The organism is Ancylobacter mangrovi (assembly GCF_024752355.1).
In the GTDB taxonomy this organism is placed as follows: domain Bacteria; phylum Pseudomonadota; class Alphaproteobacteria; order Rhizobiales; family Xanthobacteraceae; genus Ancylobacter; species Ancylobacter mangrovi.
The window spans coordinates 583,683-600,658 of record NZ_JANTHZ010000002.1; the positions used below are offsets into that span (position 1 = coordinate 583,683).

The 16,976-nt window shown below is 70.2% G+C and carries 15 protein-coding genes; 12 read left to right on the top strand and 3 right to left on the bottom strand.

What is annotated here, in order from left to right; translation table 11 throughout:
* Nucleotides 1–90 precede the first annotated feature (90 nt).
* The 4 genes from NVS89_RS08060 (at nt 91) to truB (ending at nt 5,390) form a co-directional block, all read left to right on the top strand.
* On the top strand, nt 91–864 hold the full coding sequence (locus NVS89_RS08060) for an RNA-binding protein (RefSeq protein ID WP_258732086.1): 774 nt from the start codon (nt 91–93) through the stop codon (nt 862–864).
* A 64-nt stretch (nt 865–928) separates the two neighbouring features.
* Nucleotides 929–3,649: a translation initiation factor IF-2 gene (gene infB, locus NVS89_RS08065; protein ID WP_258732087.1), complete on the top strand. Its 2,721-nt coding sequence runs from the start codon at nt 929–931 to the stop codon at nt 3,647–3,649.
* Between the two features lie 146 nt (nt 3,650–3,795).
* Nucleotides 3,796–4,251, top strand: a complete 456-nt coding sequence (gene rbfA, locus NVS89_RS08070; protein ID WP_258732089.1) for a 30S ribosome-binding factor RbfA — start codon at nt 3,796–3,798, stop codon at nt 4,249–4,251.
* A 98-nt stretch (nt 4,252–4,349) separates the two neighbouring features.
* Nucleotides 4,350–5,390, top strand: a complete 1,041-nt coding sequence (truB, locus tag NVS89_RS08075; RefSeq protein WP_374114549.1) for a tRNA pseudouridine(55) synthase TruB — start codon at nt 4,350–4,352, stop codon at nt 5,388–5,390.
* A gap of 17 nt (nt 5,391–5,407) precedes the next feature.
* On the opposite strand, the gene NVS89_RS08080 is transcribed toward truB, so the two are convergent.
* On the bottom strand, nt 5,408–5,806 hold the full coding sequence (locus NVS89_RS08080) for a winged helix-turn-helix transcriptional regulator (protein ID WP_258732091.1): 399 nt from the start codon (nt 5,804–5,806) through the stop codon (nt 5,408–5,410).
* Nucleotides 5,807–5,898: 92 nt separating this feature from the next.
* Between NVS89_RS08080 and NVS89_RS08085 the strand changes: the two genes are divergently transcribed.
* From NVS89_RS08085 to pnp, 4 genes are all read left to right on the top strand, one after another.
* A complete protein-coding gene (locus tag NVS89_RS08085) occupies nt 5,899–6,225 on the top strand; it encodes a nuclear transport factor 2 family protein (protein WP_258732092.1) in 327 nt (108 codons plus the stop codon).
* Entirely contained in the window at nt 6,222–7,022 is an 801-nt protein-coding gene (locus NVS89_RS08090) for an SDR family oxidoreductase (RefSeq protein WP_374114541.1), read from the top strand. The genes NVS89_RS08085 and NVS89_RS08090 overlap by 4 nt, the downstream gene beginning before the upstream one ends.
* Nucleotides 7,023–7,289: 267 nt before the next feature.
* Nucleotides 7,290–7,559: a 30S ribosomal protein S15 gene (gene rpsO / locus NVS89_RS08095; protein ID WP_258732094.1), complete on the top strand. Its 270-nt coding sequence runs from the start codon at nt 7,290–7,292 to the stop codon at nt 7,557–7,559.
* Nucleotides 7,560–7,806: 247 nt separating this feature from the next.
* Complete coding sequence (gene pnp / locus NVS89_RS08100) at nt 7,807–9,966, top strand: polyribonucleotide nucleotidyltransferase (RefSeq protein WP_258732095.1); 2,160 nt, start codon at nt 7,807–7,809, stop codon at nt 9,964–9,966.
* Between the two features lie 124 nt (nt 9,967–10,090).
* Here pnp and NVS89_RS08105 read toward each other — a convergent pair whose 3' ends face one another.
* A complete protein-coding gene (locus NVS89_RS08105; RefSeq protein ID WP_258732373.1) occupies nt 10,091–10,735 on the bottom strand; it encodes a glutathione S-transferase in 645 nt (214 codons plus the stop codon).
* Between the two features lie 563 nt (nt 10,736–11,298).
* Here NVS89_RS08105 and NVS89_RS08110 point away from each other — a divergent pair.
* Both NVS89_RS08110 and NVS89_RS08115 read left to right on the top strand, forming a co-directional pair.
* Nucleotides 11,299–12,516 (top strand): polyhydroxyalkanoate depolymerase, encoded by a 1,218-nt coding sequence (locus NVS89_RS08110; protein ID WP_258732096.1) that lies wholly within the window; start codon nt 11,299–11,301, stop codon nt 12,514–12,516.
* Nucleotides 12,517–12,666: 150 nt separating this feature from the next.
* Nucleotides 12,667–14,094 (top strand): homospermidine synthase, encoded by a 1,428-nt coding sequence (locus NVS89_RS08115; protein ID WP_258732097.1) that lies wholly within the window; start codon nt 12,667–12,669, stop codon nt 14,092–14,094.
* 28 nt (nt 14,095–14,122) lie between these two features.
* Here the strand turns inward: NVS89_RS08115 and NVS89_RS08120 are convergent, their stop codons facing one another.
* Complete coding sequence (locus NVS89_RS08120; RefSeq protein ID WP_258732098.1) at nt 14,123–14,947, bottom strand: pyrroline-5-carboxylate reductase family protein; 825 nt, start codon at nt 14,945–14,947, stop codon at nt 14,123–14,125.
* 119 nt (nt 14,948–15,066) lie between these two features.
* Between NVS89_RS08120 and NVS89_RS08125 the strand changes: the two genes are divergently transcribed.
* Both NVS89_RS08125 and hemH read left to right on the top strand, forming a co-directional pair.
* Entirely contained in the window at nt 15,067–15,771 is a 705-nt protein-coding gene (locus NVS89_RS08125) for a glutathione S-transferase N-terminal domain-containing protein (protein WP_258732099.1), read from the top strand.
* Between the two features lie 129 nt (nt 15,772–15,900).
* Complete coding sequence (hemH, locus tag NVS89_RS08130) at nt 15,901–16,974, top strand: ferrochelatase (protein WP_258732100.1); 1,074 nt, start codon at nt 15,901–15,903, stop codon at nt 16,972–16,974.
* Nucleotides 16,975–16,976 lie beyond the last annotated feature (2 nt).

The window sequence follows — 16,976 nt, forward strand, 5'->3', positions numbered from 1 at the left end:
CGTAAGAACGGGTGGCCTCACGGCCGCAGAATGGGACGTAAGAACGGGCGGCCTGATGGCCGCCCGGGGCGGACAGGAAACGGGAACCGGGTGAAGGTGCGGGACGAGGCGGGGCCGACGGGCATGGCGAACGACGCGGCGGCGGGCGAGACCGCGGTCGCGGCCGGCGTCGCGTGCTCCGCGCCGGAGGCCGCTGCCGACCGCCCGGCCGGGGACGCCGCCTCGCCCGAGGACGAGACCGATGCCGGGCCGGCCTCGGTGCGGCGCGTGCCGGAGAGGCAGTGCATCGCCAGCCGCACGGTTCGCCCGGTGGCCGAGATGCTGCGCTTCGTGGTGGCGCCCGACGGACGGGTGGTGCCGGACATCGCCGGCCGCCTGCCCGGGCGCGGCGCCTGGGTCGGCGCCAGCCGCGGCGCGCTCGCCGAGGCCCTGAAGCGCAAGGCCTTCGGCCGCGCCTTCAAGGGCAAGGGGCGCACCGACCCGGCGCTGCCGGAGCTGGTGGAACAGCTCCTGGAGAAGGATGCGCTCGCCGCCCTCGGCCTCGCCAACAAGGCGGGGCAGGTGGTGACGGGCTTCATGAAGGTCGTCGAGGCTCTCGACACCGAACGCAAGGGCGCCCCCGTCCACGTGCTCGTGCATTCGCGCGAGGCCGGGGCGGACGGCGTCGCCAAGATCGACGCGCGGGCCCGAAAGGCGCTTGCGCTGACCGGGCGGGAGATCGCCCGGATCGACAGCCTGCCGGGCGTGCAATTGGACTTGGCGCTCGGGCGGGCAAATGTGGTACATGCTGCGCTGCTCGCGCATCCGACGAGCGCGGGGTTTCTCGCGCGTGTGAGAAGGCTCGAAGGCTGGCGCGCTCCTTGAGCAGGCTGGCGGACGGATATACGCATCCCGATACGATGTCGGGATGCCGAGGAACGGATACCGAATGACCGATACGAAGAACCCGGGCGAGAAGACGATGGGCGCTGGCCAAGGTGGTCAGGGGGGCAAGACCCTCACGCTCAAGCGACCTGTCGAGCAGGGCGTCGTCCGCCAGAGCTTCAGCCATGGGCGGTCCAAGTCCGTCGTGGTGGAGAAGGTGAAGCGCCGCGTGGTCGGCCCGGGCGACAAGCCCGAGGCGCACGCCGCACCTTCCTCCGCGCCGGCATCCGCCCAGCCTGCAGCGCCCGCCCCCCGTCCCGCGAGCGGCCCGTCGGGCCGTCCGCTGCGCACGCAGCCATCCCCGCACGCCAACCTGTCCTCGCCGCGTCCGGCGCCGCAGGGCCCGCGCCCGGGCGGCGTGGTGCTGCGCTCGCTGACCGAGGAAGAGGCCCGCGCCCGCACCGCCGCCCTGCAGGATGCCCGCATCCGCGAGGCCGAGGAGCGCAAGCGCGCCGAGGAAGAGGCCCGCCGCCGCGCCGAGCGCGAGGCGCGCGAGAAGGTCGAGCGCGAGGCCGCCGAGGCCCGCAAGCGCGAGGAAGACGCCCGCCGCGCCTTCGACGAGGAAGCCAAGCGCAAGTCCGAGCAGGAGGCGCGCAAGCGCTTCGGCGAGGATGCCGCCGCGGCCGCCGCGTCGTCGGGCGCTGCCGCGCGTCCCGCGAATGCCGGCGCGGCCCCGGCCGCGACCACCGTCGGTGCGCCGCGCGTCGCCACGCCGCGTGGTCCGATGGACGCGGAAGAGGAAGAGCGTCGTCCCGCCCGCCGCGGTCCGGGCGGTGCGCCCGCGCGTCCCGCGACTCCGCCGCAGAAGCCGACCCGCCCCGCCGGCGGCGAGAAGAACCGCGGCCGCCTCACGCTTGTGACCGCCCAGTCCGGCGAGGAGGAGCGCCAGCGTTCGGTGGCCTCGTTCCGCCGCCGCACCCAGCGCATGAGCGGCCATCGCCAGGTTGAGGCCAAGGAAAAGATCTCCCGCGAGGTCGTGGTCCCGGAGACTATCTCCATCCAGGAGCTGGCCAACCGCATGGCCGAGCGCGCGGTCGACGTGATCCGCCTGCTGATGAAGCAGGGCCAGATGGTGAAGATCACCGACGTGATCGACGCCGACACCGCCCAGCTCATCGCCGAGGAACTCGGCCACACCGTGCGCCGTGTCGCCGAATCCGACGTCGAGGAAGGCCTGTTCGACACGCCGGACGCGCCCGAGGAGATGGAGCCGCGTCCGCCGGTCGTCACCATCATGGGCCATGTCGACCACGGCAAGACCTCGCTGCTCGACGCGCTGCGCTCGGCCAACGTGGTCTCCGGCGAGGCCGGCGGCATCACCCAGCATATCGGCGCCTATCAGGTGACCTCGCCGCTCGGCGGCAAGATCACCTTCATCGACACGCCCGGCCACGCCGCGTTCACCGCCATGCGCGCCCGCGGCGCCAAGGTGACGGACATCGTGGTGCTGGTGGTGGCCGCCGACGACGGCGTGATGCCCCAGACCATCGAGGCCATCAATCACGCGCGCGCCGCCAAGGTGCCGCTGATCGTGGCGATCAACAAGATCGACAAGCCCGACGCGAAGCCCGAGCGGGTGCGCAGCGAGCTGCTGCAGTACGAGGTGCAGGTCGAGAGCATGGGCGGCGAGACGCTCGAGGTGGAGGTGTCGGCCAAGGCCCACACCAATCTCGACAAGCTGCTCGAGCTCATCAGCCTGCAGGCCGAGTTGCTCGACCTCAAGGCCAACCCCGACCGCGCCGCCGAGGGCACCGTGATCGAGGCCAAGCTCGACCGCGGCCGCGGCCCGGTGGCCACCGTGCTGGTGGAACGCGGGACGCTGCATGTCGGCGACATCGTAGTGGCCGGCGCCGAGATGGGCCGCGTGCGCGCGCTCATTTCCGACAAGGGCAGCCAGCTCGGCTCCGCCGAGCCGTCCATGCCGGTCGAGGTGCTCGGCTTCAACGGCACGCCGGAGGCGGGCGACCGCCTCGCGGTGGTCGACAACGAAGCCCGCGCCCGCGAGATCACCGACTACCGCAAGAACCAGAAGCGCGAGAAGGCGGCTGCCCGCTCCGCCACGGTGCGCGGTTCGCTCGAGCAAATGATGAGCCAAGCCAAGACGGCCGGGCGGAAGGAATTCCCGCTCATCATCAAGGGCGACGTGTCCGGCTCGGTCGAGGCCATCATCGCCTCGCTGGAAAAGCTCGGCACCGACGAGGTGCAGGCCCGCATCATCCATTCCGGCGCGGGCGGCGTGAACGAGAGCGACGTGACGCTGGCCGAGACGGCCGGTGCCGCGATCATCGCCTTCAACGTGCGCGCCAACAAGGAAGCCCGCGAGGCGGCCGAGCGTGCCGGCATCGAGATCCGCTACTACAACATCATCTACGACCTGGTGGATGACGTGAAGGCGGCGATGGGCGGCCTGCTGGCGCCGGTCAACCGCGAGACCATGCTCGGCAACGCGCAGATCAAGGAGATCTTCAACGTCTCCAAGGTCGGCAAGGTCGCCGGCTGCATCGTCACCGACGGCACGGTGGAGCGCGGCCAGCATGTCCGCCTGATCCGCGACAACGTCGTCATCCACGAGGGCAAGCTCGCCACGCTCAACCGCTTCAAGGACGCGGTCAACGTGGTGCAGGCGGGCCAGGAATGCGGCATGTCGTTCGAGAACTACCAGGACATGCGCGCCGGCGACGTCATCGAGTGCTACCGCGTCGAGGTCGTGCAGCGCACGCTCTGACGTCTTTGACGCTCCCCGCACGCGGGGAGCGTTCGCGCCCTGTGCGCGCATATCCGCGGGGGTGAGCGGTCCAAGCCCGTTCGCTCCGGTCGAAGGCGGTCCCGCGATTGCGCTGCGGCGGCGGGGACCATGAAGGTTTGTGCATTATGAAGAACAGAGCGAGCTCGGGCGCCGGCCCGAGCCAGCGCCAGTTGCGCGTCGGCGAACTCGTCCGCCACGCCCTGGCCGACGTCCTCGCGCGCGGCGACCTGGCCGACCCGGCGCTGACCGGGATGCTGATCACCGTGCCCGAGGTGCGCATGAGCCCGGACCTCAAGATCGCCACCTGCTTCGTCATGCCGCTCGGCGGCAAGGACGCCAAGGCGGCGGTGGCGGCGCTGGCCACCAATGCGCGGCCGCTGCGCGGCGAGATCGCCCGCCGGGTGGAGCTGAAATACGTGCCGGAGCTCAGGTTCCGCGTCGACACCTCGTTCGAGGAAGGCGCGCGGATCGACGCGCTGCTGCGCTCGCCCGACGTGGCGCGCGACCTCGATGCCGAGGAACCCGACGCCGAGGAGCCCGACGCCAGCACCCCCGACCACAGCAAGGACGACGAGGCATGAGCATGCCCATGAACGAGGGTCTCGCCGAGGCTTCCGCTGACGTTTCCACGGACCTTTCCGGCGAGGTTTCCGCCCGCGCGTCCGACGCCGCCATCGACATGTCGATGGATGCCGGCGTCGAGGCCCCGGCCGGCTCGCCCGCCGACGAGACGTCTCGCGGCGAGAATTCCCGCGGCGAGGCTGAGGCCGGGCGCGGCCCGCGGGGGCGCAAGGATCGCGGCCCGCGCCGCCCGAAGCGCGACGTCGACGGCTGGGTGCTGCTCGACAAGCCGATCGGCATGACCTCGACCCAGGCGGTCGGGGCGGTGAAATGGCTGTTCTCGGCCAAGAAGGCCGGCCACGCCGGCACGCTCGACCCCCTCGCCTCCGGCTGCCTGCCGATCGCGCTGGGCGAAGCGACCAAGACCGTTCCCTTCGTCATGGACGGGCGCAAGGTCTACCGCTTCACCGTGCGCTGGGGCGTCGAGACCGACACCGACGACAGCGAGGGCCGGCCGGTCGAGGCCTCCGACACGCGCCCGGACCGCGCGGCGATCCTTGCCATTCTCGACGGCTTCCGCGGCGAGATCGAGCAGGTGCCGCCCGCCTATTCGGCGCTGAAGATCAATGGCGAGCGCGCCTATGACCTCGCCCGCGACGGCGTGGCGGTGGAGCTCGCCGCCCGCCCGGTGACCATCCATTCGCTGGAGCTGGTCGAGCAGCCCGACGCCGACCACGCGGTGTTCGAGGCCGAGTGCGGCAAGGGCACCTATGTGCGCTCGCTGGCCCGCGACATGGGCCGGATGCTCGGCGCGCGCGGCCACATCTCGGCACTGCGCCGCACCCGGGTCGGCACCTTCGCCGAGGAGGAGCTGGTGCCGCTCGACACGCTGCGCGCCATGCACGCGCAGAACGGCGAGACGGCGCCGGTCGAAGCGCTCCGGCCGGTGGAGATCGGCCTCGACACCCTGCCGGCGCTGAAGGTCTCGCCGGCCGACGCGGCGCGGCTGGCGCGCGGCCAGTCGATCATCCTGCGCGGGCGCGACGCGCCGATCCTCGAGGGCCCGGTCGCGGTCAATGCCGGCGGACGCCTGGTGGCGCTCGGCGAGGCGGAAGGGGCGGAGATCTTCCCCAAACGCATCTTCCATTCGGCGAAGTGACGACGCGAGCCCGGCGATCAGCCGGGCTCTTTCGTTTCAGAGGCCTGCGCTTCGGGGCGCGCGGCGACCCAGCCGAGCAGCGCGTCGAGCGCCGGGCAGAGCGACTGGCCCCAGTCGGTCAGCTCATAGTCGACCCTCGGCGGCACCTGCGGATGGACGATCCGCCGGACGATGCCGTCGCGCTCCATCTGCCGGAGCTGCTGGCTCAGCATCTTCTGCGACACGGCGGGAATGGCGCGCTCGAGATCCGAGAAGCGCCGGACATGGCCGCCGAAGAGCTGGAACATGATGTCGAGCTTCCAGCGCCCTTCCAGCATCGACAGCGCCTCCTCTATGCCGCTCGCCGCCGTCTGGCGCGTGTAGGCGTGAGGCTTACTTCCGGGTAAGGGGCTTACATCTTGGTGCGTTCTTGTCATCTGCCGACCCCGGGCGCATCTACGATTTTCCTGTGGCGGGATAGACGCTTTCCTCTTTCGCGTCATCTCGCCCGTCACTTTGGAAAATCGCCATGACCCTCCTGCTGCCCGCGCCGATCGCGGCCTATTTCGCCGCCGACCGGCACGACGGCGACGCCGTCGCCCGCTGCTTCACCGAGACCGGCATGGTCCGGGACGAGAAGCGCGAACACAAGGGGCGCGCCGCCATCGCCCGCTGGAAGGCGGAAGCCTCGGATCGCTACCAGTACACGGTCGAGCCGCGCGCGCTCATCCATGAGGGGGACAGCTACACCGTCACCGGCCATGTCGCCGGCAACTTCCCCGGCAGCCCGGTCGATCTGCGCTACATCTTCCGGCTCGAAGGCGACCTCATCGCCCATCTGGAAATCGTCCCGTGAGCGCGGGCGTGGTGGAGGGCTTCGATCTCGGCCTTTCGGGCAAGCGGGCGGTGGTCAGCGGCGGCACGCGGGGCGTGGGCGCGGCGGTGGTCGCGGCGCTGGCGGAAGCGGGCGCGCAGGTGGTGGCCACGGCGCGCCAGGTGCCCGAGCCCGGCACGGGCCCGGTCCGCTATCTCGCCGCCGACCTCACCACCGCCGAGGGCTGTGCCGAGGTCGCCGAACGGGCGCTCGGCCATCTCGGCGGCATCGACATATTGGTGAACACGCTCGGCGGCTCCTCGGCACCGGCGGGCGGCTTCGCGGCGCTGTCGGACGCGGACTGGCTCGCCGAGCTGAACCTCAACCTGATGCCGGCGGTGCGGCTCGACCGCGCGCTGCTGCCGGCGATGCTGGTGCAGGGCGCGGGCGTGATCGTCCACGTCACCTCGATCCAGCACATGCTGCCGCTGCCCCAGTCCACCACCGCCTATGCGGCGGCCAAGGCGGCGCTCGCCACCTACAGCAAGAGCCTGTCCAAGGAGGTGACGCCGAAGGGCGTGCGGGTGGTGCGCGTGGCGCCGGGCTGGGTCGAGACCGAGGCGGCGGTGGCGCTTGCCGACCGGCTCGCCGCCGAGGCCGGCACCGACCATGAGGGCGGGCGGCAGATCATCATGCGCCCGCTGGGCGGCATCCCGCTCGGCCGGCCGGCAAAGCCGCGCGAGGTGGCCGACCTGATCGCCTTCCTGGCGAGCGGGCGGGCCGGCGCGATCAGCGGCAGCGAGGTGGTGATCGACGGCGGCACCGTCCCAACCGCCTGAGGCGGCCGCTGCGGCAGGCGGCTCGCAAGGCCGCATGCGGGGCGCCACGCGGGGCCCCCGAGATGGCGCTGGTCAGGCTGGCGATTTCGTGTATGTTGCGCGCGCGTTGCGGACCTCATGTCCGCGCGAGCCGCAGCCTTTCGACCGCGCTGGACGACATCCCGGCCCGGCCGAACTGCGGGTCCGGCGAGACGACCTGCGGACAGGCCCCCGGCCGTCCCGACAGGCGCCCGCCACCTTCACCTGACAGACCGAAAGGATCATCCGATGTCGATCACTGCCGAGCGCAAGCAGGCGCTCATCCAGGAATACGCCACCAAGCCGGGCGATACCGGCTCGGCGGAAGTGCAGGTCGCGATCCTCACCGAGCGCATCGCCAACCTGACCGGCCATTTCAAGACCCACGCCAAGGACAACCATTCCCGGCGCGGTCTGCTGAAGCTGGTGTCCCAGCGCCGCGGCCTCCTCGACTATCTGAAGAAGACCGAGGAAGCGCGCTACAAGTCCCTGATCCAGCGGCTGGGCATCCGCCGCTGATGCTTCGGCGGGCCCGGCGTCGCTGACGTCGGGCCCGCCTCGTTCTGTGCGGCGCCACGGACCGTTCCGGGCGCCGGCCGCGTTGATGAGCGGCGGGCATGGGGCTCGCCGCGACCGATGAGAAGCGGCGCGCCATGGCAGGATCGCCGGAGGCTCGAGGCCCCGCTCCCCGAGGGGGGACGCAAGAGCCGCCCGAGCCTCTCGCCGTCTTGCCCATGGCTCCCGCTTCGGAAAGCCAGAGATAGACATGTTCGATATCCACCGCGAGGAACTCGACTGGGGCGGGCGCACGCTCGTCCTCGAGACCGGCCGCATGGCGCGCCAGGCCGATGGCGCCGTGCTCGCGACCTATGGCGACACCACGGTTCTCGCCACCGCCGTTTCCGCCCGGGCGCCCAAGCCCGGCCAGGACTTCTTCCCGCTGACCGTCAACTACCAGGAAAAGACCTATGCGGCCGGCCGCATTCCCGGTGGCTACTTCAAGCGCGAAGGTCGTCCGAGCGAGAAGGAGACGCTGGTCTCCCGCCTGATCGACCGCCCGATCCGCCCGCTCTTCGCCGACGGCTACAAGAACGACACCCAGGTCGTCGTCACCGTGCTCTCGCACGACCTCGAGAACGACCCCGACATCGTCGCCATGGTCGCCGCCTCGGCCGCGCTCACCCTGTCGGGCGTGCCGTTCATGGGCCCGATCGGCGGCGCTCGCGTCGGTTTCATCGACAATGAGTACGTGCTGAACCCGACCACCGACGAGGTGAAGGAATCCGCGCTCGACCTCGTGGTCGCCGGCACGTCCGACGCCGTGCTGATGGTCGAGTCCGAGGCCAAGGAGCTGTCCGAGGAAGTGATGCTCGGCGCGGTCATGTTCGGCCACCGCCACTTCCAGCCGGTGATCGAGGCCATCATCCGCCTCGCCGAGAAGGCCGCCAAGGAGCCGCGCGACTTCGCCGCCGCCGACCATTCGGCGCTGGAGAGCGAGCTGCGCGGCCTGGTCGAGGCTGACATGCGCGCGGCCTACAAGATCGCCCGCAAGCAGGACCGCTACGCCGCGGTCGACGCCGCCAAGGCCAAGGCCAAGGAGCACTACGCCGCCCTCGCCGCCGAGGGCAAGGACGTGCCCGACGGCCAGGTGCTCTCCGAGGTCCTGAAGGAGCTCGAGGCCAAGATCGTGCGCTGGACCATCCTCGACGAGGGCGTGCGCATCGACGGGCGCGACACCAAGACCGTCCGCCCGATCCTGGCGGAAGTCGGCGTGCTGCCGCGCACCCACGGCTCGGCGCTGTTCACCCGCGGCGAGACGCAGGCGCTGGTGGTGGCCACGCTCGGCACCGGCGAGGACGAGCAGTTCATCGACAGCCTGGAAGGCACCTACAAGGAGCGCTTCCTGCTGCACTACAACTTCCCGCCCTTCTCGGTCGGCGAGACCGGCCGCATGGGCTCGCCCGGCCGCCGCGAGATCGGCCACGGCAAGCTCGCCTGGCGCGCCGTGCACCCGATCCTGCCGCCCGCGCACGAGTTCCCCTACACGCTGCGCGCGGTGTCCGAGATCCTGGAGTCGAACGGCTCCTCCTCGATGGCGACCGTCTGCGGCACCTCGCTGGCGCTGATGGATGCCGGCGTGCCGATGCGCCGTCCGGTGGCGGGCATCGCCATGGGCCTCATCCTCGAAGGTGAGAAGTTCGCCGTGCTGTCCGACATCCTCGGCGACGAGGATCATCTCGGCGACATGGACTTCAAGGTGGCCGGCACCGAGAAGGGCGTCACCGCCCTGCAGATGGACATCAAGATCGCCGGCATCACCGAGGAGATCATGAAGGTCGCCCTCGCCCAGGCGAAGGACGGCCGCGCGCACATCCTCGGCGAGATGGCCAAGGCGCTGACCGGCGCCCGCGCCGAGCTCGGCGAGCACGCCCCGCGCATCGAGGTGATCCAGATCCCGGTCGACAAGATCCGCGAAGTGATCGGCTCGGGCGGCAAGGTGATCCGCGAGATCGTCGAGAAGACCGGCGCCAAGATCAACATCGAGGACGACGGCACCGTGAAGGTGGCCTCCGCCTCGGGCGATTCGATCAAGGCCGCGCTGAACTGGATCAAGTCCATCGCCTCCGAGCCGGAGGTCGGCCAGATCTATGACGGCACGGTGGTGAAGGTGGTCGACTTCGGCGCCTTCGTGAACTTCTTCGGTGCCAAGGACGGCCTCGTCCACGTCTCCCAGCTCGCCAAGGAGCGGGTGGCCAAGCCCTCCGACGTCGTCAAGGAAGGCGACAAGGTGAAGGTGAAGCTGCTCGGCTTCGACGAGCGCGGCAAGACCCGCCTGTCGATGAAGGTCGTCGACCAGGAGACCGGCGAGGACCTCGAGGCCAAGAACAAGGCCGAGAAGGAAACCGAGGCCGGCGCCGCCGAGTGAGCGGCAGAGGCCTTACGGAACAATCGAGCGGGGCGCCTTCGGGCGCCCCGTTTCGTTTGGGGGGACGGCGCCAGCCGCACGCCCCCCGGCGCCGGCAGTCTCCCGCGGTCTGCGCGGGCGCCGCTCAGAACTCGACGTCGAGCTCCTCCATCTCGTCCGGCTCCTCGAGCGCCGCCTTGGTCCATTCCTTCATCGCCGGCAGGGCGAGGATCGCCTTGCAATAGGCGGCCGTCGGCGCGTCGAGCTCGACGTCGTAGGTGGTGAAGCGCGAGCACACCGGCGCGTACATCGCATCCGCCATGGTCGGCGCGGCGCCGAACAGATAGGGCCCGCCATAGGCCTTCAGGCAGCCGCGCCAGATGGTGAGGATGCGCTCGATATCGGCCTGCGCCCCGGTCCACACCTTGAAGCCGGGATGGCGGACCTTGACGTTCATCGGCAGCGCCGAGCGCAGATTGGCGAAGCCGGAATGCATCTCGCCGCAGATGGAGCGGCAATGCGCGCGCGCTGCGCGTTCCTTGGGCAAAAGCCCGGCCTCTGGCGCGCGTTCGTGCAGGTATTCGCCGATGGCCAGCGTGTCCCAGATCCGCATCCCGTCATGGTCGAGGCGCGGGACCAGGAAGGACGAGGACTGCAGCAGCAGTTCGGCGCGGATGTCGGGATCGTCGGCCGAGACCTTCGCCTCCTCGAAATCGAGCCCCGCCATCCGGCACATCAGGAAGCCGCGCAGCGACCAGGAGGAATAGTTCTTGCTGCTCAGCGTGAGCACCGCGGCCGCAGGCGCGGGACCGGTGGCGGGCTTGCTCGCGGAGGGCTTGGTCTTGAGCGGTTTGCTGGCGACCGGCTTGGTCCCGGAGGGCTTGGCCACGGAAGGTTTGGCGGCGGATTTGCTCGACTTCGGCTTGCCCGGCGCGGGTTTGGCCGTGGCAGGCTCGGGCGTCGCCGCCTTGGGCACCGTCGTCTTGGCGGCGCGGGCGGTCGCGGCGGCCTTGGTCCCCGGACCGGACGCGGATTTGGATCGGGAGGTCGGGGCGCGCATGGGTCGAACGTCCTGTCTGGATCGGGCGATGATGAAGAGCCCGGCAGGGGCAAACACTATTCGTGCCATTCCCGATCCGAAGGCGCGGCCATGCCCCCGGCGCCGCGCCCGGCGGCCTATCCTTCGCGTCGCACAATTTCACTGGCGTGACGGTGGCGGGCGACTTAACCTGACCTGCTGCGTGTCGCCAGCCGACTGTCGCCCGTTAACTGTCGCCAGCCAGCTGCCGCCACGCCGACCCGCCGCTGCAGCATGGGGCACCGCCGCCCGAACCGCCGGATGAGCCGCCGCGTATGATCTATGCCGCCTATCAGGCTCAAGCCGACCTTCTCGACCCGATGCGCACCGCCGCGCGCCTGTCGCGCCGGGTGCTTGCGACGGTGATGGACGGTTTCGGCGAGACCGCGTTCCTGCGCAACGTCTCCGCCGGCTTCGAGATGATCGAGCGCGCCGGGCTGAGCCACAGCCGGCCCTCCTTCGGCATCGAGAGCGTCACGGTCGGCAATCGCGAGGTCGAGGTGGTGGAGGAATCCGCGCTCGACCTGCCCTTCGGCACGCTGCTGCATTTCCGCAAGGACATAGACCAGCCGCAGCCGCGCATCCTCGTGGTGGCGCCGCTGTCGGGCCATTTCGCGACGCTGCTGCTCGACACGGTGAAGACGCTGCTGCCGGAGAACGACGTCTACATCACCGACTGGGCCAATGCGCGCGACGTGCCGCTGGCGGCCGGGCGCTTCGGCTTCGACGACTACGTCACTCATCTGATCCGCTTCCTGGAGGCGATCGGCCCGGGCGCGCACGCGCTCGCCGTGTGCCAGCCCTGCGTGCAGGTGCTCGCCGCCACCGCCGCCATGGCACAGCGCGACAATCCGGCGACGCCCCATTCCATCACCCTGATGGCCGGCCCCGTCGACTGCCGCGTCAGCCCGACCAAGGTGAACGAGCTCGCGACCTCGAAGCCGCTGGACTGGTTCGAGCAGAACCTCATCTCCACCGTCCCGCCCGGCTTCCGGGGCGTGGGGCGGCGGGTCTATCCCGGTTTCGTGCAGGTCGGCGCCTTCATGGCGATGAATTTCGACCGCCACGTGAAGGCGCATGTCGAGATGTTCGAGAACCTCGCCATGGGCCAGCACGACAAGGCGAGCACGGCCAAGAATTTCTACGACGAATATTTCGCGGTGCTCGATCTCGACGCCGACTTCTACCTGGAGACGATCCGCAAGGTCTTCCAGGACTACGATCTGCCGCGCGGCGTGCTGACCTATGAGGGCGAGACGCTCGACTTCCGCGCCATCCGCCGCACCTCGCTGCTGACGGTGGAAGGCGAGCGCGACGACATCTGCGCGGTCGGCCAGACCGTTGCGGCACAGGACATCTGCGCCAGCCTGCGCCCGCACCGCAAGCGCCACCATCTCCAGCCCGGCGTCGGCCATTACGGCGTGTTCAGCGGCCGGCGCTGGCGCGGTCAGGTCTATCCGCTGGTGCGCAACCACATCCTCTCGGCCGACTGAGCGCCGGCGCTCGCCGGCCATACGCCGCGCGGCGCATTCTCCAAATACCTCCGAAGGCACCGTCAAACCGGCGTCACCATTGACGCGGCAGGCTGGGATCCCCATGGTGCGCCCCCCAGCAACATGACACCCCACGGAGGTTTCCCAAGAATGTCGGTATGGCCGGTTTACGGAAAAATCGAAGGTCCCATCGTGATGATCGGCTTCGGCTCGATCGGTCGCGGCACATTGCCCCTGCTCGAGAGGCATTTCGACTTCGACAAGGACCGGCTCACCGTAATCGATCCCGTGGATGACGATCGCGCACTGCTCGACGAGCGCGGCGTTACCTTTCTGAAGCAGGCCGTGACCAAGGACAATTATCGCGAGGTCCTGACCCCGCTGCTGACGACCGGCGGGCGCGGCTTCGTCATCAACCTCTCGGTCGACACCTCCTCGGTCGCCATCATGGAGCTCGCCCGCGAGCTCGGCGCGCTCTATGTCGACACGGTGGTCGAGCCCTGGTTGGGCTTCTATTTCGACAAGGACGCCGGCCCGGCGGATCGCACCAACTATGCGCTCCGGGAGACTTTACTGAACGCCAAGCGTTCGCGCCCCGGCGGCCCGACGGCGGTCGCCTGCTGCGGTGCCAATCCGGGCATGGTGTCCTGGTTCGTGAAGCAGGCGCTGGTCGACATCGCCACTGAAACCGGCCTCGCCTTCGAGGAGCCGACCACCCGCGAGGGCTGGGCGAAGCTGATGCAGCAGGTCGGCGTGAAGGGCATCCACATCGCCGAGCGCGACACCCAGCGCGCGCGCGACCCCAAGCCGATGGGCATGTTCATCAACACCTGGTCGGTGGACGGCTTCGTCTCCGAGGGGCTGCAGCCGGCCGAGCTCGGCTGGGGCACGCATGAGAGCTGGATGCCGGACAATGCCCGCTCGCACGATCAGGGCTGCGGGGCGGCGATCTACCTGCTGCAGCCGGGCGCCAACACCCGCGTGCGCAGCTGGTGCCCGACGCCGGGGCCGCAATACGGCTTCCTCGTCACCCACAATGAATCGATCTCGATCGCCGACTTCTTCACCCTGCGCGAGGGCGGCGACGTGGTCTACCGCCCGACCTGCCACTACGCCTACCACCCGGCCAATGACGCGGTGCTGTCGATGCACGAGATGTTCGGCGCCGCCGGCAAGGTGCAGGAGGACTGGAAGATCCTCGATGAGCACGAGATCGTCGACGGGGCGGACGAGCTCGGCGTGCTGCTCTACGGCCACGCCAAGAACGCCTACTGGTACGGCTCGCAGCTCACCATCGAGGAGACGCGCGACCTCGCCCCCTACCAGAACGCCACCGGGCTGCAGGTGAGCTCCGCCGTGCTGGCCGGCATGGTGTGGGCGCTGGAGAACCCGGAGGCGGGCATCGTCGAGGCCGACGAGATGGACTACCGGCGCTGCCTCGAGGTGCAGCGCCCCTATCTCGGCCCGGTGAAGGGCTACTACACCGACTGGACGCCGCTCGACGACCGCCCCGGCTTCTTCGCCGAGGACATCGACGAGAGCGACCCCTGGCAGTTCCGCAACATACTGGTGCGGTAAGGCGAGGGCTCGGCGCCGCGATGCCCCCTCAGGCGTCCGGCGCCGGCGGCTCGGCGCCGATGGTGAGGCAGCGCCGGCGCGCGGCCTCCAGCCCCTCGGCGACCAGCCATGACAGCGGCGAGGCGCGCATCGCCTCGAGCCCCGCCGCCGTGGTGCCGGCATAGTCGACCATCTCCTGCACGAAGCCGGCGGGCGGCGTGTCCGACGCCGCCATCATCCGCCCGGCGGCGAGGAAGAGCTGCCTGACCCCGCGCGCCGCCACGTCGGGCTCGACGCCCTGCCCCTGCGCATAGGCCTGCATGCACTCGGCGAAATAGGCGACGAAGCCGGGCACGGGACCGGTGAGGGCGGTGAAGCAGTCGATCTGCGATTCCGCCGGCACCTCGTCGGTGGTGCCGCAGGCCTCGAACAGGCGCAGCACCGTCGCCCGGTCCGGCGGCGACAGGCCGCCCGGGGCGAACCAGGGCGAATAGGCGAGGCCGATCGCGGCCGCGGGATTGGAGATCGCCCGCACCACCCGGGCGGAATTGCCGATGGCGCGAAGCTGCCCGGTGTCGATGCCGGCCATGACCGAGACGACGAGCCGGTCCGGCGCCTCGAGGCGCAGCAGCCGGCCCGCCGCCGGGGGCAGCGCCAGCAGGACGCTTGCGCACCGCGCGGCCAGCTCCTGCGGGTCGCGGGTCCAGTGCACGCCCTCATGGACGGCGAGCTCGCCTGCCGGGCCGCTGCGGTTGCAGATCCACAGCTCGCCGGGGGCGACGACGTCAGCGCGCAGCAGCGCTCCTGCGATGGCGCCGCCGAGCTGGCCGCAGCCGACGATACCAAGTCCGAGACCCGACCCGCCCGCGTCCATTTGCGTCCCCGGTCGCCATATGCGCCGGGCAACCATGGCATCTCGCGCCCCCCGCGCCTAGCTATAGGGCGACTGCGGCACCCGCCGCAGCCGGATTCCCCGCCTGCCGGAGCCCCGCCTTGCCCGATCTCTCCTCCTTCCCGATCGCCGCCCGCTGGCCCGCCCAGCATCCCGACAAGCTCCAGCTCTATTCGTTTCCGACGCCGAACGGCGTGAAGGTCTCGATCATGCTGGAGGAGACCGGCCTGCCCTACGAGGCGCACAGCATCAACATCGGCGCCAATGAGAGCTGGACGCCGGAGTTCCTCTCGCTGAACCCGAACGGCAAGATCCCCGCCATCCTCGATCCGGACGGGCCGGGCGGAAAGCCGATCGGCCTGTTCGAATCCGGCGCCATCCTGATCTATCTCGCCGAGAAGACCGGCAAGTTCCTGCCGCAGGACCCGGCCGCGCGCTACCAGACCATCGAATGGGTGATGTGGCAGATGGCCGGCCTCGGCCCGATGTTCGGCCAGCTCGGCTTCTTCCACAAATTCGCCGGCGCCGCCTATGAGGACAAGCGCCCGCGCGAGCGCTACGCCACCGAGAGCGCGCGGCTGATCCGGGTGCTGGAGGACCGGCTCGCCGGGCGCGAATGGATCATGGGCGCGGACTACACCATCGCCGACATCGCCTGCCTGGGCTGGGTGCGCAACCTCGTCGGCTTCTATGGCGCGGGCGAGCTCGTCGCCTATGACGAGCTGAAGAACGTGCCGGCCTGGCTGGAGCGCGGCCTCGCCCGGCCGGCGGTCGAGCGCGGGCTGAACATTCCCCCGCGGCCCTGAGGCGCGCGGGCCGGGACGATCCCGCCCGCCGGGTGCGCTGACGCGTCCCGGCGGGCGTGATGGCAGCCCGGCGGATTTGCCCTATAAGCTCGGCAGCCGAGGTTCCGGCGCGAAGGTGAGGTGTTGGCGATGAACAGGCCCGTTCCCATGCCGCAGACGGCGGGCAGCCCGGCCGCGCTGCCGGAAGGCCACCCGCCGGTCGCGTTCGGGAAGATCGGCGTGCTCATCGTCAATCTCGGCACGCCGGACGGCACCGACTACTGGTCGATGCGCCGCTACCTGAAGGAGTTCCTCTCCGACCGGCGCGTGATCGAGGTCAACCGCGCGCTGTGGTGGTTCCTGCTCAACGTCGTCATCCTGTCGAAGCGCCCGCAGGCCAAGGGCCGCGACTACGCGACGATCTGGAACAAGGAGCGCGACGAGGGGCCGCTGCGCACCATCACCCGCGCGCAGTCGGAAAAGCTCGCCGCGCGGCTGTCGGGGCGGGACCCGCGGCTCGTCTTCGACTGGGCGATGCGCTACGGCAACCCCTCCATCGCCTCGCGCATCGAGGCGCTGCAGAAGGCCGGCTGCGAGCGCATCCTGCTGGTGCCGCTCTATCCTCAATACGCCGCCGCCACCTCGGCGACGGTGTGCGACGCCGCCTTCGACGCGCTGAAGAAGATGCGCTGGCAGCCGGTGCTGCGCGTCGCCCCGCCCTGGCCGGACGAGCCGGCCTATATCGACGCGCTGGCGAACTCGATCGAGACCTCGCTCGGCGCGCTCGACTGGGAGCCGGAGCTGGTGCTGGCCTCTTTCCACGGCATTCCTAAGGACTATTTCGACAAGGGCGACCCCTACCAGTGCTTCTGCCACAAGACCGCGCGGCTGCTGCGCGCGCGGCTGGGCTGGCCGGAGGAGAAGCTGCGCGTCACCTTCCAGTCGCGCTTCGGCAAGGCCGAGTGGCTGCAGCCCTACACCGACAAGACGGTGGAGGCGCTGGCGAAATCCGGCGTGAAGCGCCTCGCGGTGATCACCCCCGGCTTCGTCGCCGACTGCCTGGAGACGCTGGAGGAGATCGGCGGCGAGAACGCCGAGATCTTCCACCACCATGGCGGCGAGAAGTTCCACTTCATCAACTGCCTGAACGATTCCGAGCCCGGCATGGACGTGCTGGAGACGGTGGTGCGCCGCGAGCTGATGGGCTGGGCCGAGCTGGGTTGAAG

Bases quoted from the DNA above. Each gene is read 5' to 3' on its own strand.
- infB (WP_258732087.1), top strand. From the start codon at position 929: ATGACCGATACGAAGAACCCGGGCGAGAAGACGATGGGCGCTGGCCAA.
- rbfA (WP_258732089.1), top strand. From the start codon at position 3,796: ATGAAGAACAGAGCGAGCTCGGGCGCCGGCCCGAGCCAGCGCCAGTTG.
- truB (WP_374114549.1), top strand. From the start codon at position 4,350: ATGTCGATGGATGCCGGCGTCGAGGCCCCGGCCGGCTCGCCCGCCGAC.
- NVS89_RS08080 (WP_258732091.1), bottom strand. From the start codon at position 5,806: ATGACAAGAACGCACCAAGATGTAAGCCCCTTACCCGGAAGTAAGCCT.
- NVS89_RS08085 (WP_258732092.1), top strand. From the start codon at position 5,899: ATGACCCTCCTGCTGCCCGCGCCGATCGCGGCCTATTTCGCCGCCGAC.
- rpsO (WP_258732094.1), top strand. From the start codon at position 7,290: ATGTCGATCACTGCCGAGCGCAAGCAGGCGCTCATCCAGGAATACGCC.
- pnp (WP_258732095.1), top strand. From the start codon at position 7,807: ATGTTCGATATCCACCGCGAGGAACTCGACTGGGGCGGGCGCACGCTC.
- NVS89_RS08110 (WP_258732096.1), top strand. From the start codon at position 11,299: ATGATCTATGCCGCCTATCAGGCTCAAGCCGACCTTCTCGACCCGATG.
- NVS89_RS08115 (WP_258732097.1), top strand. From the start codon at position 12,667: ATGTCGGTATGGCCGGTTTACGGAAAAATCGAAGGTCCCATCGTGATG.
- NVS89_RS08120 (WP_258732098.1), bottom strand. From the start codon at position 14,947: ATGGACGCGGGCGGGTCGGGTCTCGGACTTGGTATCGTCGGCTGCGGC.
- hemH (WP_258732100.1), top strand. From the start codon at position 15,901: ATGAACAGGCCCGTTCCCATGCCGCAGACGGCGGGCAGCCCGGCCGCG.